This is a genomic window from Streptomyces sp. NPDC029138 (genome assembly GCF_055564375.1).
In genome coordinates, this window is sequence record NZ_JBVHWM010000102.1 from 1 (window position 1) to 25,289 (window position 25,289).

Genomic DNA, 25,289 nt, shown 5'->3' on the forward strand with positions numbered 1-25,289 from the left:
CCTGTTGCGGCCCCCCTGGGTTCATGGCCGGAAATCCTTGGGGGCCCCCCCCCCCCCCCCCACCCACCCCTCCCCCCCCCCCCCCCGCCCCCCCCCCCCCGGGCCCCTTGTCATCGCCCGGCCCGTGGCGGACTCCGTCACCCCGTGCGTCGCCTCCGCAGCACCGACCGCCCGTGTCAGCGGGCTGGTCGGGCTCCGGCGCTACTTCACTGCCAGCACCAAGGTGTCCGAGGGCGAGCACCATACCGGCCGGGCCTCGCTGAAGCCGCGGGCGAGCAGGGTGCGCGCGTGCCACGCCGCCGGCGGCATGTCCCCGTCCGCGTGTTCGCCGTAGATCTCGAAGCGGCGGGCGGTCGGCTCGGCGAGGACCGGGTCCTTGGCCGCCAGCTGCCACCAGTCGGCCCAGTCCAGGGCGCCGTCCCGCTTGGCCTGATCCATGCGGGCGTGGCGCTGGGCGCGCTCGGCCGCGTTGATCCGGGGCGTGGTGTCGTCGATCATGTGGTCCGCGTTCATGAAGACACCGCCGTCGCGGACCAGCCCCGCGACCTGACCGTAGAGGGCCGCGAGGGGTTCGCTGTGCAGCCAGTGGAGGGCCGTGGCGGTCAGTACGGCGTCGTAGGAGTCGTACGGCAGCTCGGCCGGCCAGTCGGGGTCCTTGAGGTCGGCGGTGACGAGACAGACCCGGTCGTCGCCCGCGAAAGTGCCGTGGGCTATGGCGAGCAGCGCCGGGTCGAGGTCGACGCCGGTGCTGGTGGCGTCGGGGAAGCGGCGCAGCAGCCGGGCGGTGATGCTGCCGGTGCCGCACGCGAGGTCGAGCACGCGCGGCGCGGTGCCGACGAGCGCCTCCACCATGTCGAGCATGATCCGGAAGCGTTCCTCCCGGTCCGGCATGTACCACTCCTGCTGCCGGTCCCAGCTCTCCTGCCAGGCCGCCCAGTCGGTTCCGGTACTCGTCGTCATGGAACCCCGTTTCCCCTCGGTTCGCGTAATACCCTGGAAGCACGACCGGCTGTTACCGACCGCAGACCCGACGATAAAGCGCCTCCGTAAGGACTACAAGTGGAACTGGCCTATTACTCGGATTACGCCGTACGTCTCGTCAACAGCGAGGAACCGGCCCGGGGCAAGGACACCCTGACCACGGTCGAGGCCGTCCGCGATCTCTTCGGCGTCAACGCGTCGGCCGCCCGCCGGGCCACCGACGCCGACGTCACACGCTTCCGCTCGGTCCGGGCGCGGCTGCGCGGCGTCTTCGAGGCCGCCGACCGGGGCGACGAGACCCTGGCCGTGGACCTGCTGAACTCACTCCTGCTGGAATTCCCGGTCAGCCCGCAGATCTCCGGGCACGACCACCGCGACGAGGACGGCCGCCCCCTGTGGCACATGCACCTGGCCGACCACCCCTCCAACGCCACCGCCGGCTACGCGGCGATCGCGGCGATGGGCCTGGCCTTCCACCTCACCGAGTACGGCGTCGACCGCCTCGGCCTGTGCGAAGCCGCCCCGTGCCGCAACGCCTACCTGGACACCTCGACCAACCGCTCCCGCCGCTACTGCTCGGACCGCTGCGCCACCCGCGCCAACGTGGCCGCCTACCGGGCCCGCAAGCGCCTGGAAGCCGACCGGTCGGGCAGCAGCGGCCTCGCCGCCGAGAGCGCCCAGCGCAGCAGTGTGAGCGGCGAGCGCTGACCGGCCCGCAGCGGCCGGAACCGGAACCAGGCCGTCCCGAGAATCAGCTCCTCGGGCACGACCCCGTAGTCCGTGCTGTCCCCGCCCGCGTACGCGTTGTCCCCGAGCACCCACCAGCCGCCCTCGCGCCGCTCCACGGCACGCTTGACGACCAGCAGGTCCTGCTGGAACGGATGACGCAGGACCACGACGTCCCCGGGCCTGACCGCACCCCCGTACCGCACGAGCAGCTGATCCCCGTGGTGCAGCGTGGGCACCATGGACGGGCCGGTCACCTCGGCCAGCCCGAAGGGCGCCACGGCCCTCCCCCGTTCGGTCTCCTGCGACAGCTCCGGCATCCCCGGCACCTCCCCGGTCCGTTCCTCCACCAGTCTCAGTCTCACCCTGGACTTTTGTCCTAAGCCCTAGGGGGCACCCGAGAAATCGCCTTCCTCAGGGAGTAATGTCGCACCTGAGAAGACGATCACGAGGAAGGAATGCTCCATGCTTTCCCGCCTGTTTGCCCCCAAGGTCAAGGTCAGCGCCCACTGCGACCTGCCCTGCGGCGTGTACGACCCGGCCCAGGCCCGCATCGAGGCGGAGTCGGTGAAGGCCGTCCAGGAGAAGATGGCCGCTAACGACGACCCCCACTTCCAGGCGCGTGCCACCGTTATCAAGGAGCAGCGCGCGGAGCTGGCCAAGCACCACGTCTCCGTGCTCTGGAGCGACTACTTCAAGGCCCCGCACTTCGAGAAGTACCCGGAGCTGCACCAGCTGGTCAACGACACCCTGAAGGCCCTCTCGGCCGCCAAGGCGTCCACCGACCCGGCGACGGGCCAGAAGGCGCTGGACTACATCGCCCAGATCGACAAGATCTTCTGGGAGACCAAGAAGGCCTGATTCAGGGCTTCTTGATCTCGTACCTGCGGGCGGTCGTGCCGCAGGCCGGAATCCACGCGAGAGCGGCCCGCCCGGACACCCGGGCGGGCCGCTCTCGTGTCCCGAGGCCCCGCATTCCACCCGCGTCCGACCGGCCGTCGGGGCCCGGCCGACCCGGGTCGGGGAATCCACCGTCCCAGGTCGGGGGACCCGCCGCCGGGCCGGGGGACCCGTTGCTCGCCCACCGCGCGGCCCGAGCCTCCCCTAGTGGAACCGCGGCACGATCAGATAGATCCCGTACGCCACCACCGCCGCGCACGCGAGGTGGGACTCTGTTGTGCGGTCCTGTGCGAGGCTGAGCAGGTGACCGCCCTGGAGGATCTGAGACGGCTGCGGCGTGTGCGCGACCGCATGGACCGGGAGTACGCCGAGCCGCTCGACATGACCGAGCTGGCCCGTGACGCCCTGATGTCCCCGGGCCACTTCCAGCGCAGCTTCCGCAAGGCGTTCGGAGAGACGCCGTACAGCTATCTGATGACCCGCCGGATCGAGCGGGCCAAGGCGCTGCTGCGCCGGGGCGATCTCACCGTGACCGAGGTGTGCCTCGCCGTCGGCTGTACCTCGCTCGGCTCCTTCAGCTCCCGGTTCACCGAGCTGGTCGGCGAGACGCCGAGCGCCTACCGGGCCCGCGACCACGAGGAGAGCGCGGCGATCCCGCCCTGTGTGGCCCGCAGGCTGACCCGGCCGCGCCGCCGCCCGTACTGAGGCGCGGCCCGTGCCTCGGTTCTAGGGTGAGTCCATGGACGTGAAACTCGCGCAATGCTTCATCGCCGTGGACGACCACGACAAGGCCGTCGCCTTCTACCGCGATGTGCTCGGTCTGGAGATCCGCAACGACGTGGGCTTCGAGGGGATGCGCTGGGTGACCCTGGGCTCCCCGCTCCAGCCGGACGTGGAGATCGTCCTCGAGCCGCCGGACGCGAGCCCGGACGCCTCCCCCGCCGACAAGCAGACGCTCAACGAACTCCTCGCCAAGGGCCTGCTGCGCGGGGTCATCTTCACCACCCCCGACTGCGACGCACTGTATGAGCGGGTACGGGAGTCCGGCGCCGACGTCCTCCAGGAGCCGATGGACCAGCCGTACGGGGTACGCGACTGCGCCTTCCGGGACCCGGCCGGCAACCAGCTCCGCTTCATCGAACGCCCCACGGGCTGAACTCCCGCCACCCGTCGCCCTGTTCGGTCATCACTCCGCCCGGACTTCCCGGATGACGGTCCGCACGACGTACGCCTTCGTCGACCGCCCCGCCGCACGTCTCGCCGACGCGTGCGCCTTCCGGACGACCGTCACCGGCACCCGGCTCTCCGCATTCCGGGCGAGCACGGCGAGTTCGTGACCCTGCTGCCGAGGGAGCGGACCCGAGCGGGAAGCTCCAGGGCATCACCGAGGGCGACGGCGTACCGGGCTGTGCGCCGAGGACGTGCGGGAGTTGACGGCACTCGCCCGGCGACTCGGCGCCGATCTGGTGGCGGACCACGGCGACTGGGCCGTACTGCGCTCTCCGGCGGGGCAGTTGTTCCCCGCGGCGCCTGGGCACGGCGAGACGGTACGGCCACCGGTGGTGTCCGGCAGCCGCCCGGACCAGGTGTGCCTCTGCTGCTCCAGCGGCTCGACGAGGAACGCGGTCCGTGCTCAGTGCGCCCATGTCGGCCAGCCGCCACACGGGTCCGTCAGGGACCTGCCTTCCCCGCCTCCCGTCTCAGCCGCCCCACGGCTCCACGTCCACCACCGCCTCGACCGGCACCGGCCCGTACACGTGCGGGAACTCCTCCCCGCCCGGCTCGACGGACTCGTACGTCACCGGCACCCCGACCCGCGTCGGATCCACGACCAGCACGACCAGCTCGTCCGGGCCGTCGTAGCCGCCGTAGAGGAAGTCGGCGATGCGCGGCAGCTGCTCGCGGGTGGAGCAGTGGATGAAGCCCTCCTCCTGGAGGGTGCGGCCCCGGGTGGACATCTCGTAGGCGCCGCGCTCACGCGCCGCCTCCCACAAGGAGCGCTCGGTGATGTGCAGGATGTACGGCAGCTTCGGCATGCGCCCACGCTACGGCGCCCCCGCCCGCCGCCCGTGCTCAGAGGTCGCTGTTCTCGGCGCCGGCCGCCGACGGGCCCTCCGGACCGCTGCCGCTGCCGCCCGGCCGGGCCTGCGCACCGGCGGACCGCTCGGACCGCTCGTGGCCGGCGGGCCGGGAGCCGGTCTCACCGGTCCGGCCGCTCTCAGCAGGTCGGCCCGTCGCAGCAGGTCGGCCCGAGCCGGCGGGCCTGCCGGCGTCCGCAGGATGACCGGTCTCGGCGTACGCCGGGCAGTCGGGATTGCGGCAGGGACCGGGGCCCCAGACCGGCACCCAGGCGCCCAGGGTCTTGTGCCGCTTGACGACCGTTTCCACGGGCTGTCCGCAGACGGGACAAACGTGTTCGTCGCTGGCCATGTCCTCAGGGTAGATCGGTGGCGGCCTCAGCGCTCCCCACCGTGATGACCTCAGCGCTCCTCACCGTGATGACCTCGGCGTCCGTCGCCGGGGGATCGGCGGGCCCCGCACACTGTGGGGATGCGCGGGGCCCGCCTGGCCGGAGCGCCCGAAGACCGCGCGGGGTCAGGAGCCGCACGGGCCCGGGGACTCCGGGTTCTGGTCGGCCGCCTGGACGGGCGGCCCTCAGCTGGTGCGCCGGGTCACGAACTCGGCGAGCGCCAGCAGACCGCCCGCCGCCTCCGGGTCGGGGACCGCGCGGGCCAGCTCCTGCATGGCCCGGGCCATCCGGTCGGCCGCCTCGGCCTGCGCCCAGTCCCGGCCGCCGGCCCGCTCCACCGCCAGCGCCGTACGCGCGATCTCCCCGGCCTCCGCCTCCTCCTCGCGGTACGGCTTCCCGTACAGCTCGGCCAGCTCGGCCGCCGCCGGGCTGCCGGAGGTGAGCGCCGCCACCACCGGCAGGGACTTCTTGCGGGCGGCGAGATCCGCGCCGGCCGGCTTGCCGGTGTGCCGCGGGTCTCCCCATATGCCGATGACGTCGTCGATCAGCTGGAAGGCGAGCCCGGCCTGCCGGCCGAAGCCGTCCAGCGCGGCCACCTCCTCCTCGCCCGCGCCCGCGTACAGCGCGCCGAGCGCGCAGGCGCAGCCCAGCAGTGCGCCGGTCTTGGCCTCGGCCATCACGAGCACCTCGTCCAGGGTGACCGCGTCCGGCGCGCGCCGCTCCAGCTCGGTGTCGGTGTGCTGGCCCTCGCACAGCTCCACGACACAGGCCGCGAGCCGGGCCGCGGCCGGGACGGAGGCCGGGTGCGGGTCCTCGGCGAGCAGCCGCAGGGCCAGCGCCTGGAGGGCGTCCCCGGCGAGGATCGCGTCGGCGTCGCCGAACACCGTCCACGCCGTCGGCCGGTGCCGGCGGGTGGTGTCCCGGTCCATCACGTCGTCGTGCAACAGCGTGAAGTTGTGGACCAGTTCGACCGCCGCTGCCGCCCGGACGGCCGCCGTCCGGGCCGCCGGTCCGCCGAGCGCGGCGGCGGCCGCCAGGACGAGCGCCGGTCTGATCGCCTTGCCCGCGTTGCCCGCCGCCGGGGTGCCGTCGGCGTGCTGCCAGCCGAAGTGGTAGCGCGCGATCCGGCGCATGGAGCCCGGCAGCGACTCCACGGCCGCGCGCAGCTCCGGGTCGACCAGCGCCCGGGCGCGGTCCAGCTGAGCCGCCGCCTCCTGCCCGTCGAGCGGACCGGCGGCGCCGTCCCCGGCCTTCTCCGGTGGCTCCCCCGCTGTGCCGGGACGCGGCACACCGGAGGAACGTTCTTCGGTCTCCGTCATGAACTCGGCCATGTCTCCCCCTCGCCAGGTCCGCGGAGTACGGCGTCACCGGCCCGGCCGGACGCGTACCCCGAGGGCCTACCCGCCCCGGGGGGCGGGGACACGGCCGCGACGTGCGGAGACGTCACCTCCACCGGCCGATCTCGACGTTCTCCAGCACGCCGAGCGCGTCGGGCACCAGCACCGCGGCCGAGTAGTACGCCGTCACCAGGTACTTGATGATGGCCTGCTCGTTGATGCCCATGAACCGGACGGACAGGCTCGGCTCGATCTCGTCCGGGATGCCGGACTGCCGGAGGCCGATGACGCCCTGGTCGGCCTCGCCGGTACGCATGGCGAGGATGGAGGTCGTCCGGGCCTCGCTGATCGGGATCTTGTTGCACGGGTAGATCGGTACGCCGCGCCAGGTGGGGATGCGGTTGCCGGCGATGTCGATGGTCTCCGGGACCAGTCCGCGCTTGTTCAGCTCGCGCCCGATCGCGGCGATGGCGCGCGGGTGGGCCAGGAGCAGCTTGGTGCCCCGGCGGCGGCTGAGCAGCTCGTCCAGGTCGTCCGGGCTCGGCACGCCGTCGTGCGGCTGGATCCGCTGGTCGTACTCGCAGTTGCTGAGCAGACCGAACTCCGGGTTGTTGACCAGCTCGTGCTCCTGGCGCTCCTTCAGCGCCTCGACCGTGAGCCGCAGCTGCTGCTCGGTCTGGTTCATCGGCTGGTTGTAGAGGTCGGCCACGCGCGAGTGGATGCGCAGCACGGTCTGGGCGATGCTCAGTTCGTACTCGCGGGGCCGTGGCTCGTAGTCCACGAAGGTGTGCGGGATGTCGGGCTCGCCGGAGTGGCCGGCCGCCAGCTCGACCTCCTTCTCCCCGTACTTGTTGGTCCGCTGCTCGGGGATCGAGCGCAGCCTTTCCAGATGCGCGCGCAGCGAGTCGGAGCGCTCCGCGACCTGCTGGAAGTCCTGGCGGCTGAGGATCAGGACCGTGGTCGAGGTGTCCGCGCGGACGGTGTACTCCCAGATCGCCTCCGGGTCGAGCAGGGCCTGGTCGCCGAAGTAGGCGCCGTCGGCGAGGACACCGAGGACGGCGTCGTCGCCGTAGGGACCCGTGCCGACCTTCTCCACCCGGCCGTGGGCGAGCAGATAGACCTCGTCCGTCTGGTTGCCGAAGTCGGCGATCACCTCGCCGGGCGCGAAGTCGCGCTGCCGGCAGCGGCGGGCCAGCTCGCTCAGCACCTCCTCGTCCTCGTACGACCGCAGGGCCGGCAGCTCGCCCAGTTCGTTCGGGATGACCTCCACCTGGTTGCCGGTCTTCACGAAGGTGATCCGGCCGTCGCCGACGGCGTACGTGAGGCGCCGGTTCACCCGGTACGTGCCGCCCTGGACGTCCACCCAGGGAAGCGTGCGCAGCAGCCAGCGTGAGCTGATCTCCTGCATCTGCGGAACGGACTTGGTGGTGGTGGCCAGGTTCCGCGCGGCCGCCGTCCCGAGGGACTGCTGCGGCCTGCCCTGATCCGAGCGGACCTCTTCGCCTACCGACATAAAGAAATGCCCTCCCATGTATGCCCGGTGCCGAAGCGCACCGGGCACCGGTCTCGCATCGAGCGTCTCAGCACGGAACGTGCACGCGCCATTACCCGAAAGAGGGGGAATGGATCATCGGATTACTGGGCACAATGGGGAACCTCGCCCCGGCCCGCACGACATGCCCCCGTCTGTCCGGATCGGCTCGCACACCGTACGAACGATGTGTTCCGTGACGTCCGGTTTCGGTAGAAGCAGGCAGGACATCCGGCCGCGACCCGCGACCGGACGGGCACGGCACGAAGGAGTCGGGCATGGCCCCACCCATGTCGGCGAGCGGTTTCCTGGACGCGCTCAGGGCGGAGGGCGTCACGGTCGTCGAGGTCGGCGACTGGCAGCACCACAACCGCAATCACAAGGGCCCCTGGGGTCCCGTCCACGGCGTGATGATCCACCACACGGTGACCAAGGGCAGCGCGCGCACGGTGGAGGTCTGCCGCGACGGCCACCCGGACCTGCCGGGGCCGCTGTGCCACGGCGTGATCACCAAGGACGGCACGGTCCACCTGGTCGGCTACGGCCGCGCCAACCACGCCGGCCTCGGGGACGACGAGGTGCTGCGCGCGGTGATCGCCGAGAAGGGGCTGCCGCCGGACAACGAGGCGAACACCGACGGCAACCGGCACTTCTACGGCTTCGAGTGCGAGAACCTCGGTGACGGGGAGGATCCGTGGCCGGAGGAACAACTGGAGGCGATCGAGCGGGTCGCCGCGGCGCTGTGCCGGCGCCACGGGTGGACGGAACGGTCGGTCATCGGCCACCGGGAGTGGCAGCCGGGGAAGGTGGACCCCCGGGGCTTCGAGATGTCCTGGCTGAGGGAGCGGGTCCGGGAACGGCTGAAGGACTAACGCCGTGGGGGGGCGGGGCCGTCCTCCGACCGCGGGCCCGCTGTGGCCGGTCGCGCAGTTCCCCGCGCCCCTGGCAACTACAGCGGACGTCGACCCAGGGCCTGCGCGACTTCCGGCCAGTCGTACCAGCGAGGCGACGCCCACCCGGCAGCGGCACCCGAGCCCCCGCTGGCTGCGGGCAGTCCACTGTCGGCACCGGTGAGCGACCCCGCCCCCGCACCGGGCGACAATGAAGCCGTGACCAGCCCCGACCCGCTCAGCCCCCGCCTCCCCTCGCCCCTCCACGAGGTGCGGGACGGCCGGTTCGAGCGCCTCGGCCTCCGGCTGCTGCTCAAGCGCGACGACCTCATCCATCCGCAGCTGATCGGCAACAAGTGGCGCAAGCTGGTGCCGAACATCGCGGCGGCCCAGGGTCGCTCCCTGGTCACCTTCGGCGGCGCCTACTCCAACCATCTGCGGGCCACCGCCGCGGCCGGCCGCCTGCTGGGCCTGCCGACCACGGGCGTGGTCCGCGGCCAGGAGCTGGCCGGCCGCCCCCTCAACCCCTCCCTGGCCCGCTGCGCGGCCGACGGCATGCGGCTGCACTTCATCGACAGATCGACATATCGCCGCAAGACCGAGCCGCGGACCCTGGCCGAGATCCTGCGCGCGATCGGCGCCGAGGACGCGTACGTCGTACCCGAAGGCGGCAGCAACACCGAGGCGGTACGCGGCTGCCGTGCCCTCGGCACGGAACTGCAAGGCCGGGCCGACGTCGTCGCGGTCGCCTGCGGCACCGGCGGCACCCTCGCCGGCCTCGCCGCCGGCCTCGCGCCCGGCCAGCGCGCGCTCGGCGTACCGGTCCTGAAGGGCGGCTTCCTGGAGGCCGACGTACAGGCCTTGCAGGAACGTGCCTTCGGCGCCCGCAGCGGCGCCTGGTCCCTGGACGACCGTTTCCACTGCGGTGGTTACGCCCGTACGACACCGGAACTGGAGGCGTTCGCACAGGACTTCGAGCAGCGCCACGGGCTGCCCGTGGAGCGCCTTTATGTCGCCAAATTGCTGTTCGGACTCGTCGCCCTGGCGGAGGAGAACACCTTCGCGCGCGGGACGACGATCGCCGCCGTCGTCACGGGGCGGCCGTTCCCGGAACCCGGGACGGCCGTCCCGGAGCGCTAACCGGCCTCCCGGTAGGCCGCCGCCTCCTCCAGGTCGAGGCGTCTGAGCAGGGCGCGCAGCATCTCGTCGTCGATGTAGCGCAGGTCGCGGAGCCGGACGAAGACCTCACGCTCGGCGCTGATCATCTCGCGGGACAGCCGGCGGTAGGTGTCGTCCACGGACTCGCCGGTGATCGGGTTGACCTGCCCGAGCCGTTCCCAGACGGCGTTGCGGCGGCGCTCCAGGACCATGCGGAGCCGGTCGGCGAGCGGCTGCGGCAGGGCGTTGCGCTCGTCCGAGAGGAGTTCGTCGAGCCGGGCCTCGGCGGCCCGGGAGGCCTGCGCCTGGGCGTTGGCCTCGGCGAGCGTCTCGGCCTGCCGGTCGCGGCCGGGGAACTTCAGCAGCCGGATCAGCGGCGGCAGCGTGACGCCCTGTACGACGAGGGTGCCGATGACGGTGGTGAAGGTCAGGAAGAGGATCAGGTTGCGGGGGCCGTCGGGCATGGTCGACGGGATGGCGAAGGCGATGGCCAGGGAGACGACACCGCGCATGCCGGCCCACGAGGTGACCATCGCGCCCCGCCAGGTGGGGTTCTGCTCGCGCTCCCTGATGCGCGCCGACAGCATCCGGGGCACGAAGGTCGCCGGATAGACCCAGACGAACCGGGCCACCACCACGACCAGGAAGACGGCGACCGCGTACCAGGCGGCGGAGGTGCCCTCGTACTCCCCGAGCCGCTTGAGGACGATCGGCAGCTGAAGACCGATCAGGGCGAACACCGCGGACTCCAGCACGAAGGCGACCATCTTCCACACGGCCGCCTCCTGGAGGCGGGTGGCGAAGTCGACCTCCCACGCGCGGTGGCCTAGGTAGAGGGCGACGACCACCACCGCGAGCACCCCGGAGGCGTGTGCCTGCTCGGCGACTCCGTAGGCGACGAACGGGATCAGCAGGGAGAGCGTGTTCTGGAGAAGGGGCTCGGTCAGGTGCGTGCGCAGCCAGTGCAGGGGCGCCATGAGGACGAGACCGATCCCGACACCGCCGACCGCGGCGAGCGCGAACTCGCCGAGCCCGCCCGCCCAGGTGGCCCCCTCTCCGACGGCGGCGCCGAGCGCCACCTTGTAGGCGGTGATCGCCGTGGCGTCGTTCAGCAGGGACTCGCCCTGGAGGATGGTGGTGATCCGGGACGGCAGGCCGACCCGGCGCGCGACCGCCGTGGCGGCCACCGCGTCCGGCGGCGCCACCACCGCGCCCAGCACCAGTGCGGCGGTCAGCGACAGCCCGGGGATGATCAGATAGGCGGCCCAGCCGACGACGACGGTCGCGAAGAGCACGTATCCCACCGAGAGCAGCGCCACCGGCCGCATCTGTGCCCGCAGGTCGAGGTAGGAGCTGTCGCTCGCCGAGGTGTACAGCAGCGGGGGCAGCAGCAGCGGCAGGACGATGTGCGGATCGAGGGTGTAGGACGGCACGCCGGGGATGTAGGAGACCACCAGACCGACCGCGACCAGCAGCAGCGGCGCCGGTGCCGGGGTGCGCCGGGCCGCAGCGGCCACCGCGGCACTGCCCGCCACCAGCAACAGCAGGGGCATCACGTCCATGGTCCTCGCCCACCCTCGTCTTTCGCGCGGCAACCCGCACAACCGTCGTAATCTGGCAATCATGAAACAGTGCACGCACGCCGACGCGCTGCCGCACCCGGAACCGGAGCCGCTCGACGAGACCTGTCCGGAGTGCCTGCGGGACGGCACGATCCCGGTCCAGCTCCGGCTGTGCCTCAGCTGCGGCTACGTCGGCTGCTGCGACTCCTCGCCGGGCCGGCACGCGACGGAGCACTACACGGAGTCCGGTCACCCGGTGATGCGGACCTTCGAGCCCGGCGAGGACTGGCGGTGGTGCTTCGTGGACCACGTGCTCGTCTGAGCCCACCCGGTCAGAACCCGCCCGGGAGGGGCCTCCGAGCGCGTCTGCGAGAGCGTTCTCCCCGAGAGCGTCCCGTCCGACCGCGTTCTCGTGTGACACTGCATGCGGCGGCTGCCGCACGACGGTTCGAGCGTGTGACGTCTGGGTACGTCAACCCGGCGCGCGCTCTCCCTATTTGGGCCCGCAAACCCTCTAGACACGGAGCGTATCCACAGCTTTACTGTGAGTGACGCCAGGGGGTTGGGGTCCCGGGGACAGGAACGTTCGGAGCGCGATAGCGTCACCGTTTGAACCATCTACGCGTTACCCCGGGGGGCGACCCTCGGCCCTGTAAAGCTTGTACCACCATGGAGGTGAGGGTGTCCCAGATCGCAGGCGAGCCCGCGGCGAACCAGGACTTCGTGGAAGTCCGGCTGCCGGCCGCGGGTGCCTACCTGTCGGTGCTGCGGACGGCCACGGCCGGTCTCGCGGCCCGCTTGGACTTCACCCTGGACGAGATCGAGGACCTGCGCATCGCCGTGGACGAGGCCTGCGCGATCCTGCTCCAGCAAGCCGTGCCCGGCTCGGTGCTCAGCTGCGTCTTCCGGCTCGTCGACGACTCACTGGAAGTCACGGTGTCGGCGCCGACCACGGACGGCCACGCCCCCTCGCGGGACACCTTCGCCTGGACCGTGCTGTCGGCCCTCGCGGGCAAGGTCTCGTCCGCCGTGGACGAGGACAAGACGGTGTCGATCAGCCTCTACAAACAGCGTGGCGCCGGCCCCGGGCCGGCGTGAGGAACGGGGACGGGCCGGTGCGGGACGAAGAGCGCGGCACAAGGGAGCTGCCGACCGGGGACGGGGGTGCCTCTCGGTCGAGCGATGCCGAGACCTCCGGGGCAGGCCCCCGGGACGGTTCCCGGCGCATGGCGGACGGCATCGACGGCATCCCCGAGCAGGCCAGGCCGCACCCGGAGGACGACTCCGCGCGGGTCGTCGGTGACGGTGCCACGGGCACGCCACCGACGGCACGCGGCGGCGCCGGATCCGCCGTCCGCGCGGGGGCCAGGGCTCGGGGAAGGGCTACGGGCGGGACGATGAGCGAGCACGAGCGAAACGCCGAGGACGACGCGCTGGGCACGGAGGCCGTGCAGGCCGTGCAGCACGACGTCCAGGACCGCAGTGGAGCGCGGGCGATGTTCGTCGAGCTGCGCACGCTGCGGGAAGGCAGCACGGAGTACGCGGAGCTGCGCAACCAGCTGGTCCGTATGCACCTGCCGCTCGTGGAGCACCTGGCACGCCGGTTCCGCAACCGCGGCGAGCCGCTGGACGACCTCACCCAGGTCGCCACGATCGGTCTCATCAAGTCCGTCGACCGGTTCGACCCCGAGCGTGGCGTGGAGTTCTCCACGTACGCCACGCCGACCGTCGTCGGCGAGATCAAGCGGCACTTCCGCGACAAGGGCTGGGCGGTCCGCGTGCCGCGCCGGCTCCAGGAGCTGCGGCTCGCGCTGACCACCGCGACGGCCGAGCTGTCCCAGCTGCACGGCCGGTCTCCGACGGTGCACGAACTGGCCGAGAAGCTCGCCATCTCCGAGGAGGAGGTCCTGGAGGGTCTGGAGTCCGCGAACGCGTACTCCACGCTGTCCCTGGACGTCCCCGACACGGACGACGAGTCCCCGGCGGTCGCCGACACCCTGGGCGCCGAGGACGAGGCGCTGGAGGGCGTGGAGTACCGCGAGTCCCTCAAGCCGCTGCTGGAGGACCTGCCGCCGCGCGAGAAGCGGATTCTGTTGCTGCGCTTCTTCGGGAACATGACCCAGTCGCAGATCGCGCAGGAGGTCGGCATCTCGCAGATGCACGTCTCCCGCCTGCTGGCCCGCACCCTGGCCCAGCTCCGCGAGAAGCTCCTCGTGGAGGAGTGAGCGAGGGATGAGCAAGGAGTGAGCGAGGGGTGAGCCCTACTCGCCCCGGCCCGGTCCCTTGATGCCGAGGGCCCGGGTCGTCTCGCCGTTGACGAGGAGCACCAGCGCCGCCAAGGCGACCACGCCGAGCGCGATACCGGCCGGGATGGCCATGCTGTCGGCCTTGACCAGATTGTAGGCCACGGGAAGGGCCATGATCTGGGTGATCAGCGCGGGCCCCCGGCTCCAGCCGCGCCGTAGCAGCAGACCGCGCGAGGCGAGCAGCGGCAGCAGCGCGAGGACGACCAGGGTGATCCCCAGGGTCACGGCCTGCTGCCGGTCGTCGGGATCACCGGTGAGCCCGAGGACGAACACCCACAGGCCGCCGGCCACCAGCGCGGCGCCCTCCAGCGCGGCCAGCGCCGCCGCGTACGTCAGCCGACGCGGGCGCGGCCCGGCGGCCGGGTCGGTTGCGGCCGCTGCGTCGGCCGTGGCGGCTTTGGCGGTGTCCGGGGCGGGATTCTGCTGACTGCTCACCTCAGCAGGGTAGCCCTCCGCCTCCGGCGCGCTGCCGCGCCCCGCGCCCCCCGAGTGTCCAGGCTCACGCCCCGGTCTCTTACCGGATCCCTAACTCGGTCTGGGCCGAGTACCCCCCAGTAGGTACGCTGCCATGCATGCGTGCACTTCTCGTGGTCAATCCGGCGGCAACCACCACAAGCGCACGCAGACGTGACGTACTGATCCACGCACTGGCGAGCGAGATGAAGCTGGAGGCGGTCACCACCGAGTACCGCGGTCACGCTCGCGACCTCGGCCGGCAGGCGGCGGAGAGCGACGACATCGACATGGTGGTGGCGCTCGGCGGCGACGGCACGGTCAACGAGGTCGTCAACGGCCTGCTGCACGCCGGCCCCGCCCCGGACCGCCTCCCCGGTCTCGCCGTCGTCCCCGGCGGCTCCACGAACGTCTTCGCCCGCGCCCTGGGCCTGCCCAACGACCCCGTCGAGGCCACCGGAGCGCTGCTGGACGCGCTGCGCGACGGCACCGAGCGGGTCGTCGGCCTCGGCCTGACCTCGGGCACGCCGGGCACCGAGGACGAGGCGGTGCCGGCCCGCTGGTTCACCTTCAACGCCGGGCTCGGCTTCGACGCGGGCGTGGTCGGCCGGGTCGAGCAGCAGCGCGAGCGCGGGAAGAAGTCGACGCACGCGCTCTACGTCCGTCAAGTGGTCCGGCAGTTCCTCGGCGAGCCGAACCGCCGGCACGGCACGATCACGCTCGAACAGCCCGGCGCGGACCCGATCGAGGATCTTGTCGTCGCCATAGTCTCGAACACGTCTCCGTGGACGTATCTCGGCAATCGCCCGATGTACACGTCACCTAAGGCCTCGTTCGATACCGGCATCGACGTGCTGGGCCTCAGCCGTCTGTCCACAGCCGCGGTTGCCCGGTATGGCACCCAGTTGCTCACTTCGTCCCCCGAGCGGGGACCGCAAGGGAAGCATGCGGTCTCCCTGCACGATCTGGACCAGTTCACCTTGCATTCGAAGGTGCCTCTCCCCCTTCAGATGGACGGTGACCACCTCGGGCTGCGTACGAGCGTGACGTTCACAGGCGTACGCCGTGCACTGCGTGTGATTGTGTGAGCGGAACGGGCGAAAGTCCTTTCACTCGAACGTTTAGGCCAGGGTCCACCCCATGGAAGTACGGCTGTGACCTAGTCGACACCGAGGAATCAAAAAAAACTTTCCAGAAGGGGTTGTATCCGCCGCCGAGGTTTGCGAGTCTCTACGTGGCGATCGGGACGGCCCGCAACACCAGCCTCCAATGATCACCAGAACCCCTCTTCAGACACAGGACCACGCCGGGTGAAGACTCGGCGGTCGGCCCTTCACTTGTTGAGGGATTCGTGAAAGCGTTCACATTCACAAGCAACCTGCACGTAATACCAAGGAGAGGTAGCAGCCATGGACTGGCGTCACAACGCCGTTTGCCGCGAGGAAGACCCCGAGCTCTTCTTCCCCATCGGCAACACCGGTCCTGCGCTGCTGCAGATCGAGGAAGCCAAGGCCGTCTGCCGTCGCTGCCCGGTGATCGAGCAGTGTCTGCAGTGGGCGCTCGAGTCCGGTCAGGACTCCGGCGTCTGGGGTGGTCTCAGCGAGGACGAGCGCCGCGCCATGAAGCGCCGCGCCGCCCGCAACCGGGCTCGTCAGGCCTCCGCCTGACATACCCACCCCTGCTGACAGCCTGAGCTTGGCGGCGCGCACAGCACGTACGCATCTCCCGCCCCCGAGCCGCAGCGCGCAGTATCCCCCGATGCCGCTAGCGATTTAGCAGAGCAGCAACGAGCACGAGCCTCGGACCCATGGCGGTCCGGGGCTTTTTGCTGTCCCCGAGCGGTTTGCTCAAGCGCCCTTGCCGTCGAGTGAGTTGCCTACTTCTGCGCCCGCACCGGGATGTCGAGGATCACCCGCGTCCCCCGCTCCGGCGCCGGCACCATGTCGAACGAGCCGCCCAACTCGCCTTCCACCAGTGTCCGTACGATCTGGAGGCCGAGGTTGCCCGAGCGGTGCGGGTCGAAGTCCTCGGGCAGTCCGACGCCGTCGTCCTGGACGGTGACCAGCAGCCGGGCCTCCTTGGTGGTGCCGCCACGCACCGCGGAGACCTCGACCGTGCCGGTGTCGCCCTCGCGGAAACCGTGCTCCAGGGCGTTCTGGAGAACCTCGGTGAGGACCATGGACAGAGGGGTGGCGACCTCGGCGTCGAGTATGCCGAACCGTCCGACGCGCCGGCCGGTCACCTTGCCCGGCGAGATCTCGGCGACCATCGCCAGCACCCGGTCGGCGATGTCGTCGAACTCCACGCGCTCGTCCAGGTTCTGAGACAGCGTCTCATGGACGATCGCGATGGAGCCGACCCGGCGGACCGCCTCCTCCAGTGCCTCCCGGCCGCGTTCGGACTCGATGCGCCGGGCCTGGAGTCGCAGCAGGGCGGCGACCGTCTGGAGGTTGTTCTTCACCCGGTGGTGGATCTCCCGGATGGTGGCGTCCTTGGTGATCAACTCGCGCTCACGGCGCCGCAGTTCGGTGACGTCCCGGAGCAGCACCAGCGAACCGATGCGCGTGCCCTTGGGTTTGAGCGGGATGGCCCGGAACTGGATGACGCCGTCGTGGGCCTCGATCTCGAACTCGCGCGGCGCCCAGCCGCTGGCCACCTTGGCCAGCGCCTCGTCCACCGGGCCCCGGGTGGGGGCGAGTTCGGCGGTGGTCTGTCCGAGGTGGTGGCCGACGAGGTCGGCGGCGAGGCCGAGCCGGTGGTACGCGGACAGGGCGTTCGGGGAGGCGTACTGGACGATGCCGTCCGCGTCCAGCCGGATCAGGCCGTCGCCGACGCGCGGGGAGGCGTCCATGTCGACCTGCTGGTTGGGGAAGGGGAAGGCGCCGGCCGCGATCATCTGCGCGAGGTCGGAGGCGCTCTGGAGGTAGGTCAGCTCCAGGCGGCTCGGGGTGCGCACGGTGAGCAGGTTGGTGTTCCGGGCGATCACGCCGAGGACGCGACCCTCACGCCGCACGGGGATGGACTCGACCCGTACGGGGACCTCTTCGCGCCACTCCGGGTCGCCCTCACGCACGATCCGGCCCTCGTCCAGGGCCGCGTCCAGCATGGGCCGCCGGCCGCGCGGCACCAGGTGGCCCACCATGTCGTCCTGGTAGGAGGTCGGGCCGGTGTTGGGGCGCATCTGGGCGACCGACACGTACCGGGTGCCGTCCCGGGTGGGGACCCACAGCACCAGGTCGGCGAAGGAGAGGTCGGAGAGCAGCTGCCACTCCGAGACCAGCAGGTGGAGCCACTCGAGGTCGGAGTCGTCGAGGGCGGTGTGCTGGCGTACGAGTTCGTTCATGGAGGGCACGTCTGCGAGCGTACCCGGGGCCTCGCGGGTGGCCGAAAAAACACCCGCGGGCCGCGGCGCCTGGAAGGGACCCTCAACCCTCCCGGCACCGCAGCCCGGAGCATCATCGGCCGTGGGGTGTGCGGTCCCGGTCGGCCGAAGGCCGAGGAGCCGGGGCAGTCAGGGCAGAGAGCGCCGGTTCCTCGATCCGCCTTCCTGTGCGGGGAAGACGGAGGCTTGTTGTTCTCGATTGTGGACTAGACCACGACGGCGTGTCCATGGTGTGGAGGCGTCCGCGCCGCGAGGGGCGCTGGCACGCGATGCCACGCAGCCTAGCCCGCTCGGGTCAGTCGTGGGGCCAGATGGCCATGGCAATTTCCGCGACTGCTTCCAGTTCCTCCCGGCGTGCGCCGTCGCGGGCCTGCTGGGACATGCCCTGGATCACCGCGCCGGTGTGCCGGGCGAGGGCGGCGGCGTCGGTGCCGGCCGGCAGCAGTCCGGCCGCGATGTCCGCGCGGACGCGGGCTTCGATGGCAGCGATGTTGGCGTTCCGCATGTCCCGCAGCAGCGCCTCCACCTCGGGGCTGGTGCAGTTGGTGGCCGCGTGGATGATCAGGCAGCCGTGCGGATGGGCGGGGTCGGTGTACTCGGCGGCGGCCTCGCGGAGCATGCGGGCGACGCCCGCCCGGGCCGTGGGCTCCTCCGCGAGGGCACGGTCGGTGAAGGCGCCGTGCGAGCCGGCGTAGACCCGGACGACCTCGTCGAAGAGGGTCCGCTTGTCACCGAAGGCCGCGTACAGGCTGGGCGCGCCGATGCCCATGGTCCGGGTGAGGTCGGAGACCGAGGTGGCCTCGTACCCGTGCTCCCAGAAGGCCATCAGCGCCTTCTCCAGGGCGGTGGCCCGGTCGAAGGAGCGCGGGCGGCCGCGCGCCCGGCCCGTGCCGCCCTGTGCCCGCGTGTCCTGACCCGTCGCCATGGAGACCATTTTATAGCGGCCCCTAGAAAATTGTCGGCGGGGTGGTGTACGGTTTTTTTGTAGCGATCGCTAGACAAGTCTGGAGGGGCCGAGATGGGCGTGCTCAAGGGGAAGACCGCGCTGGTCACCGGCGCGAGCCGGGGCATCGGACGGGGTATCGCCGAGCGGCTGGGACGCGGCGGGGCACGGGTGGCGGTGCACTACGGAAGCAACGAGACCGCCGCGAAGGAGACGGTCGCGGCGATCGAGGCGGCCGGCGGCTCGGCCTTCCCGATCAGGGTCGAGCTGGGGACGCCCGGGGACGCCGAGCGGCTGTGGGCGGAGTTCGACCGGCACGCGGACGGGCTGGACATCCTCGTGCACAACGCGGGCATCGGCACCTCCCGCCCCTTCGCGGAGATCGACGAGGAGGCGTACGACCGGCTCTTCGCGGTGAACGTGAAGGCCCCGTTCTTCCTCACCCGGCTCGGGACGGAACGGCTGCGGGACGGCGGACGGGTGGTGACCATATCTTCCGGCCTGTCCCGGACCGCCGCGATGCCCGACCTGATGGCGTACTCGATGACGAAGGCGGCCCTGGACGTCTTCACCCGGGACCTGTCCAAGGTGCTCGGCCCCCGGTGGATCACGGTCAACTCCGTGGCGCCCGGCATCGTCGACACCGACGTCAACGCCTCCTGGCTGCGCGCGAGCGACGAGGCGTGGCAGCGGGCGGCCGACTACTCGGCGCTGGGTCGGGTGGGCACACCGGCAGACATCGCGGACGTGGTGGCCTTCCTGGTCTCGGAGGACGGCCGCTGGGTGACCGGGCACTGGCTGGACGCGACGGGGGGCTCCCTCACGTGAGTCCCACATGCCCCCTGGTTACCTGTTACCACTCCTCCCCCGGGCCTTCCGTGGTTCTCCCCAGCCCCTCCTCCGCCCCCTTCCCCTCGTCTTCCCCGTGCGTCCTTCCGTGCGCCTTCTCCGCGCCCTCGAACGTCGATTCTGTTAGATTGGTCTAAACCACATAGAGACGCACAGAGCCCTCTTCAGAACGGCAGGCCCAGCGTGGAAGTTGTCATCGTTCCGGACGCCGCGGCGGGCGGCGAGCTGATCGCCGAGGCCATGGCACAGCTGCTGCGACGCAAGCCCGACGCCCTGCTCGGCGTGGCCACCGGCTCCACCCCGCTGCCCATCTACCAGGCGCTGACCGCCAAGGTGCGCTCCGGCGCCGTCGACGCCTCACGGGCGCGGATCGCCCAGCTCGACGAGTACGTGGGGCTGCCCGCGGACCACCCCGAGTCATACCGCTCGGTGCTGCGCCGCGAGGTGCTGGAACCGCTGGGCATAGGCATGGACGCGTTCATGGGACCGGACGGAACGGCCGAGGACGTCCAGGCGGCGTGCGAGGCGTACGACCGCGCGCTCGCCGAGGCCGGTGGCGTGGATCTGCAACTGCTCGGCATCGGGACCGACGGACACATCGGGTTCAACGAACCGTGCTCCTCGCTCGCCTCGCGCACCCGGATCAAGACGCTGACCCAGCAGACCCGGATCGACAACGCCCGCTTCTTCGACGGCGACATCGAGCAGGTCCCGCACCACGTCATCACCCAGGGCATCGGGACGATCCTGGAGGCCCGCCACCTGGTGCTGCTGGCGACCGGCGAGGGCAAGGCGGACGCGGTCGCCGCGACCGTCGAGGGCCCGGTCGCGGCCGTGTGCCCGGCCTCCGCGCTCCAGCTCCATCCGCACGCCACGGTGGTCGCCGACGAGGCCGCCGCGTCCAAGCTGAAGCTGGCCGACTACTTCCGGCACACGTACGCCAACAAGCCGGACTGGCAGGGGATCTAGTCCGGAGCGCCGACGGGGAGGGCGGCCCCGCCCCCCGCGGGTTCACCGCTCTCACCCTCCCGATGGACTAGACCAACAGCGGGTGCAACGGTATATAGAGGAGATCACGGAGCGTGCGGGTGGAGTGCTGACACGACAACCCGTGCCACGATGTGAGCCGTGGCCGATGGGGATGTCGGTCGCTTTCGGCATTCGGAGCCGGGAAGGCAGAGCATGAGCACCGACGTCAGCAGTGCGGAGAACGAGGCCGGCACAACCCGTACCGCGCGCGTGCCGAAGTACTACCGCTTGAAGAAGCACCTGCTCGACATGACGGAGACGCAGGCGCCGGGCACCCCGGTCCCGCCCGAGCGCACGCTGGCCGCCGAGTTCGACACCTCCCGCACCACGGTCCGCCAGGCCCTGCAAGAGCTGGTCGTGGAGGGCCGGCTCGAACGCATCCAGGGCAAGGGCACCTTCGTGGCCAAGCCCAAGGTCTCCCAGGCACTCCAGCTCACCTCCTACACGGAGGACATGCGCGCGCAGGGTCTGGAGCCGACCTCGCAGCTGCTGGACATCGGGTACATCACCGCCGACGAACGGCTGGCCGAGCTGCTCGACATCACCGCCGGCGGGCGCGTGCTGCGCATCGAGCGGCTGCGCATGGCCAACGGCGAGCCGATGGCGATCGAGACCACCCATCTGTCGGCCAAGCGCTTCCCGGCCCTCAGGCGCTCGCTGGTCAAGTACACCTCCCTCTACACCGCGCTCGCCGAGGTCTACGACGTCCACCTCGCCGAGGCCGAGGAGACGATCGAGACCTCCCTGGCCACCCCGCGCGAGGCGGGGCTGCTCGGCACCGACGTGGGCCTGCCGATGCTGATGCTCTCCCGCCACTCACTGGACCGCGAGGGCAAGCCGGTGGAGTGGGTGCGGTCGGTGTACCGAGGGGACCGGTACAAGTTCGTGGCCCGGTTGAAGCGGCCGGCGGAGTAGGCGCCGACCGGCCGAGGCACGGCACGTTCGCTGAATCGATATACCGATATGCGGACGAGGTCTTCCACTCCCGCGACACCGTCACCTAGATTGCCTGCTCATTACGCAGGTGATCAGCGAGGGGACGGAGCCGTGGCATGTCGGAAACGCCTGAAGTGAGACCACCGGTGGTGACACCGGTCAGGGTGATCATCGCCCTATGTCTCGTCGCGCCCTTCGTGGCGATGCTGTGGGTCGGCTCGTACGCCAAGACGGATCCCGCGTTCATCGGGATCCCGTTCTTCTACTGGTACCAGATGCTCTGGGTGCTGATCTCGACCGCGCTCACCATGCTGGCGTACAAGCTCTGGCGGCGTGACCAGCGCGGCCGCGAGGGGACGAACGGGGGTGCGGCGAAGTGAAGGACGGCGTCAACGGCGTCGCGCTCGGCGTCTTCATCTTCTTCTTCCTGGCCGTCACGGTCCTGGGCTTCCTGGCCGCGCGCTGGCGCAGGGCCGAGAACGAGCACTCCCTGGACGAGTGGGGTCTGGGCGGCCGGTCCTTCGGCACCTGGATCACCTGGTTCCTGCTCGGCGGCGACCTGTACACGGCGTACACCTTCGTCGCCGTACCGGCGGCGATATACGCGGCGGGCGCGGCCGGTTTCTTCGCGGTGCCGTACACGATCCTGGTGTACCCGCTGATCTTCACGTTCCTGCCCCGCCTGTGGTCGGTCTCGCACCGCCACGGGTACGTCACCACCTCCGACTTCGTGCGCGGCCGGTTCGGCTCGAAGGGCCTGTCGCTGGCGGTGGCGGTGACCGGCATCCTGGCGACCATGCCGTACATCGCGCTCCAGCTCGTCGGCATCCAGGCGGTGCTGGACGTGATGGGCGTCGGCGGCGGCGAGAACACCAACTGGTTCGTGAAGGACCTGCCGCTGCTCATCGCCTTCGGTGTGCTCGCGGCCTACACCTACTCCTCCGGCCTGCGGGCGCCCGCGCTGATCGCGTTCGTCAAGGACACCCTGATCTACATCGTCATCGCGGTGGCGATCATCTACATCCCGATCAAGCTGGGCGGGTTCGACGACATCTTCGCCAAGGCGGGCGAGGCGTTCAGCCAGGTCAACCCGGCCACGAAGGCGCCGCGCGGCGCACTCGCGCCGGGCGAGGCGGGACAGTGGACCTACGCCACGCTGGCCCTCGGCTCCGCGCTCGCGCTGTTCATGTACCCGCACTCGATCACCGCGACCCTGTCGTCCAGGAGTCGTGAGGTGATCCGCCGCAACACCACGATCCTGCCGCTGTACTCCCTCATGCTGGGTCTGCTGGCGCTGCTGGGCTTCATGGCGATCGCGGCCGGCGTGAAGGTCACCAACGGCCAGCTGGCCATCCCGCAGCTGTTCGAGGACATGTTCCCGGACTGGTTCGCGGGCGTGGCGTTCGCGGCGATCGGCATCGGCGCGCTGGTCCCCGCGGCGATCATGTCCATCGCGGCGGCCAACCTCTTCACCCGCAACATCTACAAGGACTTCATCAAGCCCGACGCGACGGCGGAGCAGGAGACCAAGGTCTCCAAGCTGGTCTCGCTGCTGGTGAAGGTCGGCGCGCTGGTCTTCGTCCTCACCATGGACAAGACGGTCGCCATCAACTTCCAGCTGCTGGGCGGCATCTGGATCCTCCAGACCTTCCCGGCGCTGGTGGGCGGCCTGTTCACCCGCTGGTTCCACCGCTGGGCGCTGCTCGCCGGCTGGGCGGTCGGCATGATCTACGGCACGGCCGCGGCCTACGGGATCGCCTCGCCGACGCAGAAGCACTTCGGCGGCAACGCCAAGGAGATCCCCGGCATCGGGGAGATCGGCTACATCGGCCTGACGGCGTTCGTCCTGAACGTCCTGGTGACCGTCGTCCTCACCGTCGTCCTGAAGGCCGTGAAGGCCCCCGAGGGCGTCGACGAGACCAGGCCGGAGGACTACACGGCGGACGCCGGCGACCCCGGGGTCCAGGTGGAACTGCCGCCCGCCACCGCGGGCGCCAGTCACTAGGCAGCCGTCGCTCGACGGGCCGTCGGAGGAACGTCCGGCGGCCCGTTGCCGCACCTCGGCTCGTTGCCGCACCTCGGCTCGTTGTCGTACCTCTGCGGCAGACTCGATGTCATGGACTTCGTGATCCGGCGGGCCGCTCCCGACGAGTACGACGACCTGGGCGAGATCACCGCCCAGGCCTATCTGGGCGACGGCCTCCTCGCCTTCGACGCGAGCGACTGGTACCTCGGCGAGCTGAGGGACGTGGCCAAGCGGGCCGCCGCCGCGGACGTCCTCGTGGCCGTCCGCGACGGCGTCCTCCTCGGCGGGGTCACCTTCGTCCGCTCCAACGGCCTCATGACGGACATAGCGGGCCCGGGCGAGGCCGAGATCCGGATGCTCGCGGTCGCCCCCGCGGCCCGGGGCCAGGGTGCCGGCGAGGCGCTGGTGCGGGCCTGCGTCGAGCGCGCGCGGGCGACCGAGGGCTGTGTCCGCGTGGTCCTCTCCACCCAGCGGACCATGCACGCCGCCCACCGCATCTACGCCCGCCTCGGTTTCGTCCGCGCCCCCGAGCGGGACTGGAATCCCCTCCCGGACCGGGACGACCTCACGCTCCTCGCGTACGAGTTGACCCTCTGAGACCGGACCGGCACTACATCTGGGGGTGACACGGCAGCCCGGCACTAGATGTATGCTCATCCTCGCTGTCGTCGCAGGGGAATCCGGTGCGAATCCGGAACTGTCCCGCAACGGTGTACTCGCGTGCTTCCGCATGCCTGTCGAGTCCGAAGACCTGCCGACGGTGCACCCGGCCGTCCAGGCCCGGGTGGTTCTGACGTCCGGGCCTCGTGGAGTGGGCCGGTGGACGCGACGCCGTGCGCGCTCGTGGCTGCCCCTGCCCTCCGCCAGGCCCCGTGCCGAGCGAGGGAGAGCCCCACGTGACCATCGCGCCAGCCGACCCGGCTTCAGTCACCGAGTTGGAGACCGACGGTCCCGGTGCCGCGCTGCTGCGGACCCTGACCGAGCTGACCGCCGACCTGCCTGACGCCGACGCGGGCCGGGTCGCCGCCGCCGCGCTGCGCGGCCGGTCCGCGCGGGCCGACGAGGCGGAGCTGCGGGAGCTGGCCACGGAGGCCGCCGCCGGCCTGATCTCCGACGACCCCGCGTACTCCAAGCTGGCCGCCCGGCTGCTGACCCTCGCGATCCGGGACGAGGCCGCCTCGCAGGGCGTGACGTCCTTCACCGAGTCGATCGCGGTCGGCCACCGCGAGGGCCTGATCGCCGACCGCACCGCCGAGTTCGTGCGGCTGCACGCCGAGCGCCTCGACGCGCTGGTCGACGGCACGGCCGACGACCGGTTCGGCTACTTCGGCCTGCGCACCCTGCACAGCCGCTACCTGCTGCGCCACCCGGTCACCCGCAAGGTGATCGAGACACCCCAGCAGTTCATGCTGCGCGTGGCGAGCGGCCTCGCGGAGGACGACACGATCCGCTCCGTGGACGAAGTCGCCGCGCTGTACGGCCTGATGAGCCGGCTGGACTACCTGCCGTCCTCCCCCACCCTCTTCAACTCCGGCACGCGACACCCCCAGATGTCGTCCTGCTACCTGCTGGACTCGCCCCTGGACGAGCTGGACTCCATCTACGACCGCTACCACCAGGTCGCCCGGCTGTCGAAGCACGCCGGTGGCATCGGCCTGTCCTACTCCCGTGTCCGTTCGCGCGGTTCGCTGATCCGGGGGACGAACGGGCACTCGAACGGCATCGTGCCGTTCCTGAAGACCCTGGACGCGTCGGTGGCGGCGGTGAACCAGGGCGGCCGGCGCAAGGGCGCGGCGGCGGTCTACCTGGA

The 25,289-nt window shown here is 71.1% G+C and carries 29 protein-coding genes and 1 riboswitch; of the genes, 19 read left to right on the forward strand and 10 right to left on the reverse strand.

The annotated features are described in order from the left end of the window. Window positions 1–201: 201 nt before the first annotated feature. The gene (locus ACZ4WH_RS41530; RefSeq protein WP_468190794.1) at window positions 202–960 is read right to left on the reverse strand and encodes a class I SAM-dependent methyltransferase; all 759 of its coding nucleotides are present in this window, start codon (window positions 958–960) and stop codon (window positions 202–204) included. A 99-nt stretch (window positions 961–1,059) separates the two neighbouring features. On the opposite strand from ACZ4WH_RS41530, the gene ACZ4WH_RS41535 reads away from it, so the two are divergent. Next, window positions 1,060–1,689: a CGNR zinc finger domain-containing protein gene (locus ACZ4WH_RS41535; RefSeq protein WP_468190796.1), complete on the forward strand. Its 630-nt coding sequence runs from the start codon at window positions 1,060–1,062 to the stop codon at window positions 1,687–1,689. Here the strand turns inward: ACZ4WH_RS41535 and sodX are convergent. Then, window positions 1,593–2,027, reverse strand: a complete 435-nt coding sequence (gene sodX, locus ACZ4WH_RS41540) for a nickel-type superoxide dismutase maturation protease (protein ID WP_468190844.1) — start codon at window positions 2,025–2,027, stop codon at window positions 1,593–1,595. The two genes, ACZ4WH_RS41535 and sodX, sit on opposite strands and share 97 nt — an antisense overlap. A 145-nt stretch (window positions 2,028–2,172) precedes the next feature. On the opposite strand from sodX, the gene sodN reads away from it, so the two are divergent. From sodN to ACZ4WH_RS41560, 4 genes are all read left to right on the forward strand, one after another. Then, window positions 2,173–2,568, forward strand: coding sequence for a superoxide dismutase, Ni (gene sodN, locus ACZ4WH_RS41545; RefSeq protein ID WP_100828187.1), 396 nt, complete (start codon window positions 2,173–2,175; stop codon window positions 2,566–2,568). A gap of 342 nt (window positions 2,569–2,910) precedes the next feature. Next, window positions 2,911–3,312, forward strand: a complete 402-nt coding sequence (locus tag ACZ4WH_RS41550; protein WP_086696943.1) for a helix-turn-helix transcriptional regulator — start codon at window positions 2,911–2,913, stop codon at window positions 3,310–3,312. Between the two features lie 34 nt (window positions 3,313–3,346). Then, window positions 3,347–3,763, forward strand: a complete 417-nt coding sequence (locus tag ACZ4WH_RS41555) for a VOC family protein (protein ID WP_468190799.1) — start codon at window positions 3,347–3,349, stop codon at window positions 3,761–3,763. Window positions 3,764–3,815: 52 nt separating this feature from the next. Continuing rightward, window positions 3,816–3,944, forward strand: a complete 129-nt coding sequence (locus ACZ4WH_RS41560) for a hypothetical protein (RefSeq protein WP_468190801.1) — start codon at window positions 3,816–3,818, stop codon at window positions 3,942–3,944. A 363-nt stretch (window positions 3,945–4,307) separates the two neighbouring features. Here ACZ4WH_RS41560 and ACZ4WH_RS41565 read toward each other — a convergent pair whose 3' ends face one another. The 4 genes from ACZ4WH_RS41565 to ACZ4WH_RS41580 form a co-directional block, all read right to left on the reverse strand. Then, window positions 4,308–4,643 (reverse strand): DUF952 domain-containing protein, encoded by a 336-nt coding sequence (locus tag ACZ4WH_RS41565; protein WP_468190803.1) that lies wholly within the window; start codon window positions 4,641–4,643, stop codon window positions 4,308–4,310. 37 nt (window positions 4,644–4,680) lie between these two features. Beyond that, on the reverse strand, window positions 4,681–5,037 hold the full coding sequence (locus tag ACZ4WH_RS41570; protein WP_468190805.1) for a hypothetical protein: 357 nt from the start codon (window positions 5,035–5,037) through the stop codon (window positions 4,681–4,683). Window positions 5,038–5,262: 225 nt separating this feature from the next. Then, window positions 5,263–6,408 (reverse strand): family 2 encapsulin nanocompartment cargo protein polyprenyl transferase, encoded by a 1,146-nt coding sequence (locus ACZ4WH_RS41575; RefSeq protein ID WP_468190807.1) that lies wholly within the window; start codon window positions 6,406–6,408, stop codon window positions 5,263–5,265. A gap of 112 nt (window positions 6,409–6,520) precedes the next feature. Then, window positions 6,521–7,927, reverse strand: a complete 1,407-nt coding sequence (locus tag ACZ4WH_RS41580; protein ID WP_468190809.1) for a family 2B encapsulin nanocompartment shell protein — start codon at window positions 7,925–7,927, stop codon at window positions 6,521–6,523. Window positions 7,928–8,223: 296 nt separating this feature from the next. Here ACZ4WH_RS41580 and ACZ4WH_RS41585 point away from each other — a divergent pair, with 296 nt between their 5' ends. Further along, window positions 8,224–8,817 (forward strand): N-acetylmuramoyl-L-alanine amidase, encoded by a 594-nt coding sequence (locus ACZ4WH_RS41585; RefSeq protein ID WP_468190811.1) that lies wholly within the window; start codon window positions 8,224–8,226, stop codon window positions 8,815–8,817. Window positions 8,818–9,054: 237 nt separating this feature from the next. Next, window positions 9,055–9,975 (forward strand): 1-aminocyclopropane-1-carboxylate deaminase/D-cysteine desulfhydrase, encoded by a 921-nt coding sequence (locus ACZ4WH_RS41590; protein WP_468190813.1) that lies wholly within the window; start codon window positions 9,055–9,057, stop codon window positions 9,973–9,975. Here the strand turns inward: ACZ4WH_RS41590 and ACZ4WH_RS41595 are convergent. Then, window positions 9,972–11,555, reverse strand: coding sequence for a Na+/H+ antiporter (locus ACZ4WH_RS41595; RefSeq protein WP_468190815.1), 1,584 nt, complete (start codon window positions 11,553–11,555; stop codon window positions 9,972–9,974). The two genes, ACZ4WH_RS41590 and ACZ4WH_RS41595, sit on opposite strands and share 4 nt — an antisense overlap. Window positions 11,556–11,616: 61 nt before the next feature. Here ACZ4WH_RS41595 and ACZ4WH_RS41600 point away from each other — a divergent pair, with 61 nt between their 5' ends. From ACZ4WH_RS41600 to ACZ4WH_RS41610, 3 genes are all read left to right on the forward strand, one after another. Beyond that, on the forward strand, window positions 11,617–11,877 hold the full coding sequence (locus ACZ4WH_RS41600; RefSeq protein ID WP_468190817.1) for a UBP-type zinc finger domain-containing protein: 261 nt from the start codon (window positions 11,617–11,619) through the stop codon (window positions 11,875–11,877). A gap of 359 nt (window positions 11,878–12,236) precedes the next feature. After that, window positions 12,237–12,653, forward strand: a complete 417-nt coding sequence (locus ACZ4WH_RS41605) for an ATP-binding protein (protein WP_009190566.1) — start codon at window positions 12,237–12,239, stop codon at window positions 12,651–12,653. Window positions 12,654–12,670: 17 nt separating this feature from the next. Further along, entirely contained in the window at window positions 12,671–13,780 is a 1,110-nt protein-coding gene (locus ACZ4WH_RS41610) for an RNA polymerase sigma factor SigF (RefSeq protein WP_468190819.1), read from the forward strand. Window positions 13,781–13,816: 36 nt separating this feature from the next. Here ACZ4WH_RS41610 and ACZ4WH_RS41615 read toward each other — a convergent pair whose 3' ends face one another. Beyond that, on the reverse strand, window positions 13,817–14,296 hold the full coding sequence (locus ACZ4WH_RS41615; protein WP_468190821.1) for a hypothetical protein: 480 nt from the start codon (window positions 14,294–14,296) through the stop codon (window positions 13,817–13,819). Between the two features lie 137 nt (window positions 14,297–14,433). Here ACZ4WH_RS41615 and ACZ4WH_RS41620 point away from each other — a divergent pair, with 137 nt between their 5' ends. Next, window positions 14,434–15,402, forward strand: coding sequence for a diacylglycerol/lipid kinase family protein (locus tag ACZ4WH_RS41620; RefSeq protein WP_468190823.1), 969 nt, complete (start codon window positions 14,434–14,436; stop codon window positions 15,400–15,402). Window positions 15,403–15,723: 321 nt separating this feature from the next. Continuing rightward, window positions 15,724–15,981 carry a WhiB family transcriptional regulator gene (locus tag ACZ4WH_RS41625; RefSeq protein ID WP_003992873.1) on the forward strand — a complete coding sequence of 86 codons (258 nt, stop codon included), beginning with the start codon at window positions 15,724–15,726 and terminating at the stop codon, window positions 15,979–15,981. A 209-nt stretch (window positions 15,982–16,190) separates the two neighbouring features. On the opposite strand, the gene ACZ4WH_RS41630 is transcribed toward ACZ4WH_RS41625, so the two are convergent. Both ACZ4WH_RS41630 and ACZ4WH_RS41635 read right to left on the reverse strand, forming a co-directional pair. Further along, window positions 16,191–17,666 carry a sensor histidine kinase gene (locus tag ACZ4WH_RS41630; protein WP_468190825.1) on the reverse strand — a complete coding sequence of 492 codons (1,476 nt, stop codon included), beginning with the start codon at window positions 17,664–17,666 and terminating at the stop codon, window positions 16,191–16,193. Window positions 17,667–17,991: 325 nt separating this feature from the next. Continuing rightward, the gene (locus ACZ4WH_RS41635; protein WP_468190827.1) at window positions 17,992–18,621 is read right to left on the reverse strand and encodes a TetR/AcrR family transcriptional regulator; all 630 of its coding nucleotides are present in this window, start codon (window positions 18,619–18,621) and stop codon (window positions 17,992–17,994) included. 93 nt (window positions 18,622–18,714) lie between these two features. On the opposite strand from ACZ4WH_RS41635, the gene ACZ4WH_RS41640 reads away from it, so the two are divergent. From ACZ4WH_RS41640 to ACZ4WH_RS41670, 7 genes are all read left to right on the forward strand, one after another. Continuing rightward, window positions 18,715–19,467: an SDR family oxidoreductase gene (locus tag ACZ4WH_RS41640; RefSeq protein ID WP_468190829.1), complete on the forward strand. Its 753-nt coding sequence runs from the start codon at window positions 18,715–18,717 to the stop codon at window positions 19,465–19,467. Window positions 19,468–19,671: 204 nt separating this feature from the next. Beyond that, entirely contained in the window at window positions 19,672–20,457 is a 786-nt protein-coding gene (gene nagB, locus ACZ4WH_RS41645) for a glucosamine-6-phosphate deaminase (RefSeq protein ID WP_468190831.1), read from the forward strand. A 213-nt stretch (window positions 20,458–20,670) separates the two neighbouring features. Beyond that, complete coding sequence (locus tag ACZ4WH_RS41650; RefSeq protein WP_468190833.1) at window positions 20,671–21,432, forward strand: GntR family transcriptional regulator; 762 nt, start codon at window positions 20,671–20,673, stop codon at window positions 21,430–21,432. 137 nt (window positions 21,433–21,569) lie between these two features. Then, window positions 21,570–21,833 (forward strand): DUF3311 domain-containing protein, encoded by a 264-nt coding sequence (locus ACZ4WH_RS41655; protein WP_468190835.1) that lies wholly within the window; start codon window positions 21,570–21,572, stop codon window positions 21,831–21,833. Continuing rightward, the gene (mctP, locus tag ACZ4WH_RS41660; RefSeq protein ID WP_468190838.1) at window positions 21,830–23,458 is read left to right on the forward strand and encodes a monocarboxylate uptake permease MctP; all 1,629 of its coding nucleotides are present in this window, start codon (window positions 21,830–21,832) and stop codon (window positions 23,456–23,458) included. Before ACZ4WH_RS41655 ends, mctP begins: the two co-directional genes overlap by 4 nt. A 111-nt stretch (window positions 23,459–23,569) precedes the next feature. Continuing rightward, window positions 23,570–24,076, forward strand: coding sequence for a GNAT family N-acetyltransferase (locus ACZ4WH_RS41665; RefSeq protein WP_468190840.1), 507 nt, complete (start codon window positions 23,570–23,572; stop codon window positions 24,074–24,076). Between the two features lie 17 nt (window positions 24,077–24,093). Next, window positions 24,094–24,252: riboswitch (cobalamin riboswitch) on the forward strand. Between the two features lie 123 nt (window positions 24,253–24,375). Continuing rightward, window positions 24,376–25,289: ribonucleotide reductase N-terminal alpha domain-containing protein (locus ACZ4WH_RS41670; protein ID WP_468190842.1), on the forward strand; the 914-nt coding region annotated here is incomplete at its 3' end.

Bases quoted from the DNA above. Each gene is read 5' to 3' on its own strand.
- ACZ4WH_RS41530 (WP_468190794.1), bottom strand. From the start codon at position 960: ATGACGACGAGTACCGGAACCGACTGGGCGGCCTGGCAGGAGAGCTGG.
- sodX (WP_468190844.1), bottom strand. From the start codon at position 2,027: ATGCCGGAGCTGTCGCAGGAGACCGAACGGGGGAGGGCCGTGGCGCCC.
- sodN (WP_100828187.1), top strand. From the start codon at position 2,173: ATGCTTTCCCGCCTGTTTGCCCCCAAGGTCAAGGTCAGCGCCCACTGC.
- ACZ4WH_RS41555 (WP_468190799.1), top strand. From the start codon at position 3,347: ATGGACGTGAAACTCGCGCAATGCTTCATCGCCGTGGACGACCACGAC.
- ACZ4WH_RS41560 (WP_468190801.1), top strand. From the start codon at position 3,816: ATGACGGTCCGCACGACGTACGCCTTCGTCGACCGCCCCGCCGCACGT.
- ACZ4WH_RS41565 (WP_468190803.1), bottom strand. From the start codon at position 4,643: ATGCCGAAGCTGCCGTACATCCTGCACATCACCGAGCGCTCCTTGTGG.
- ACZ4WH_RS41570 (WP_468190805.1), bottom strand. From the start codon at position 5,037: ATGGCCAGCGACGAACACGTTTGTCCCGTCTGCGGACAGCCCGTGGAA.
- ACZ4WH_RS41575 (WP_468190807.1), bottom strand. From the start codon at position 6,408: ATGGCCGAGTTCATGACGGAGACCGAAGAACGTTCCTCCGGTGTGCCG.
- ACZ4WH_RS41580 (WP_468190809.1), bottom strand. From the start codon at position 7,927: ATGTCGGTAGGCGAAGAGGTCCGCTCGGATCAGGGCAGGCCGCAGCAG.
- ACZ4WH_RS41585 (WP_468190811.1), top strand. From the start codon at position 8,224: ATGGCCCCACCCATGTCGGCGAGCGGTTTCCTGGACGCGCTCAGGGCG.
- ACZ4WH_RS41595 (WP_468190815.1), bottom strand. From the start codon at position 11,555: ATGGACGTGATGCCCCTGCTGTTGCTGGTGGCGGGCAGTGCCGCGGTG.
- ACZ4WH_RS41600 (WP_468190817.1), top strand. From the start codon at position 11,617: ATGAAACAGTGCACGCACGCCGACGCGCTGCCGCACCCGGAACCGGAG.
- ACZ4WH_RS41620 (WP_468190823.1), top strand. From the start codon at position 14,434: ATGCGTGCACTTCTCGTGGTCAATCCGGCGGCAACCACCACAAGCGCA.
- ACZ4WH_RS41625 (WP_003992873.1), top strand. From the start codon at position 15,724: ATGGACTGGCGTCACAACGCCGTTTGCCGCGAGGAAGACCCCGAGCTC.
- ACZ4WH_RS41635 (WP_468190827.1), bottom strand. From the start codon at position 18,621: ATGGCGACGGGTCAGGACACGCGGGCACAGGGCGGCACGGGCCGGGCG.
- ACZ4WH_RS41640 (WP_468190829.1), top strand. From the start codon at position 18,715: ATGGGCGTGCTCAAGGGGAAGACCGCGCTGGTCACCGGCGCGAGCCGG.
- ACZ4WH_RS41650 (WP_468190833.1), top strand. From the start codon at position 20,671: ATGAGCACCGACGTCAGCAGTGCGGAGAACGAGGCCGGCACAACCCGT.
- ACZ4WH_RS41655 (WP_468190835.1), top strand. From the start codon at position 21,570: ATGTCGGAAACGCCTGAAGTGAGACCACCGGTGGTGACACCGGTCAGG.
- ACZ4WH_RS41665 (WP_468190840.1), top strand. From the start codon at position 23,570: ATGGACTTCGTGATCCGGCGGGCCGCTCCCGACGAGTACGACGACCTG.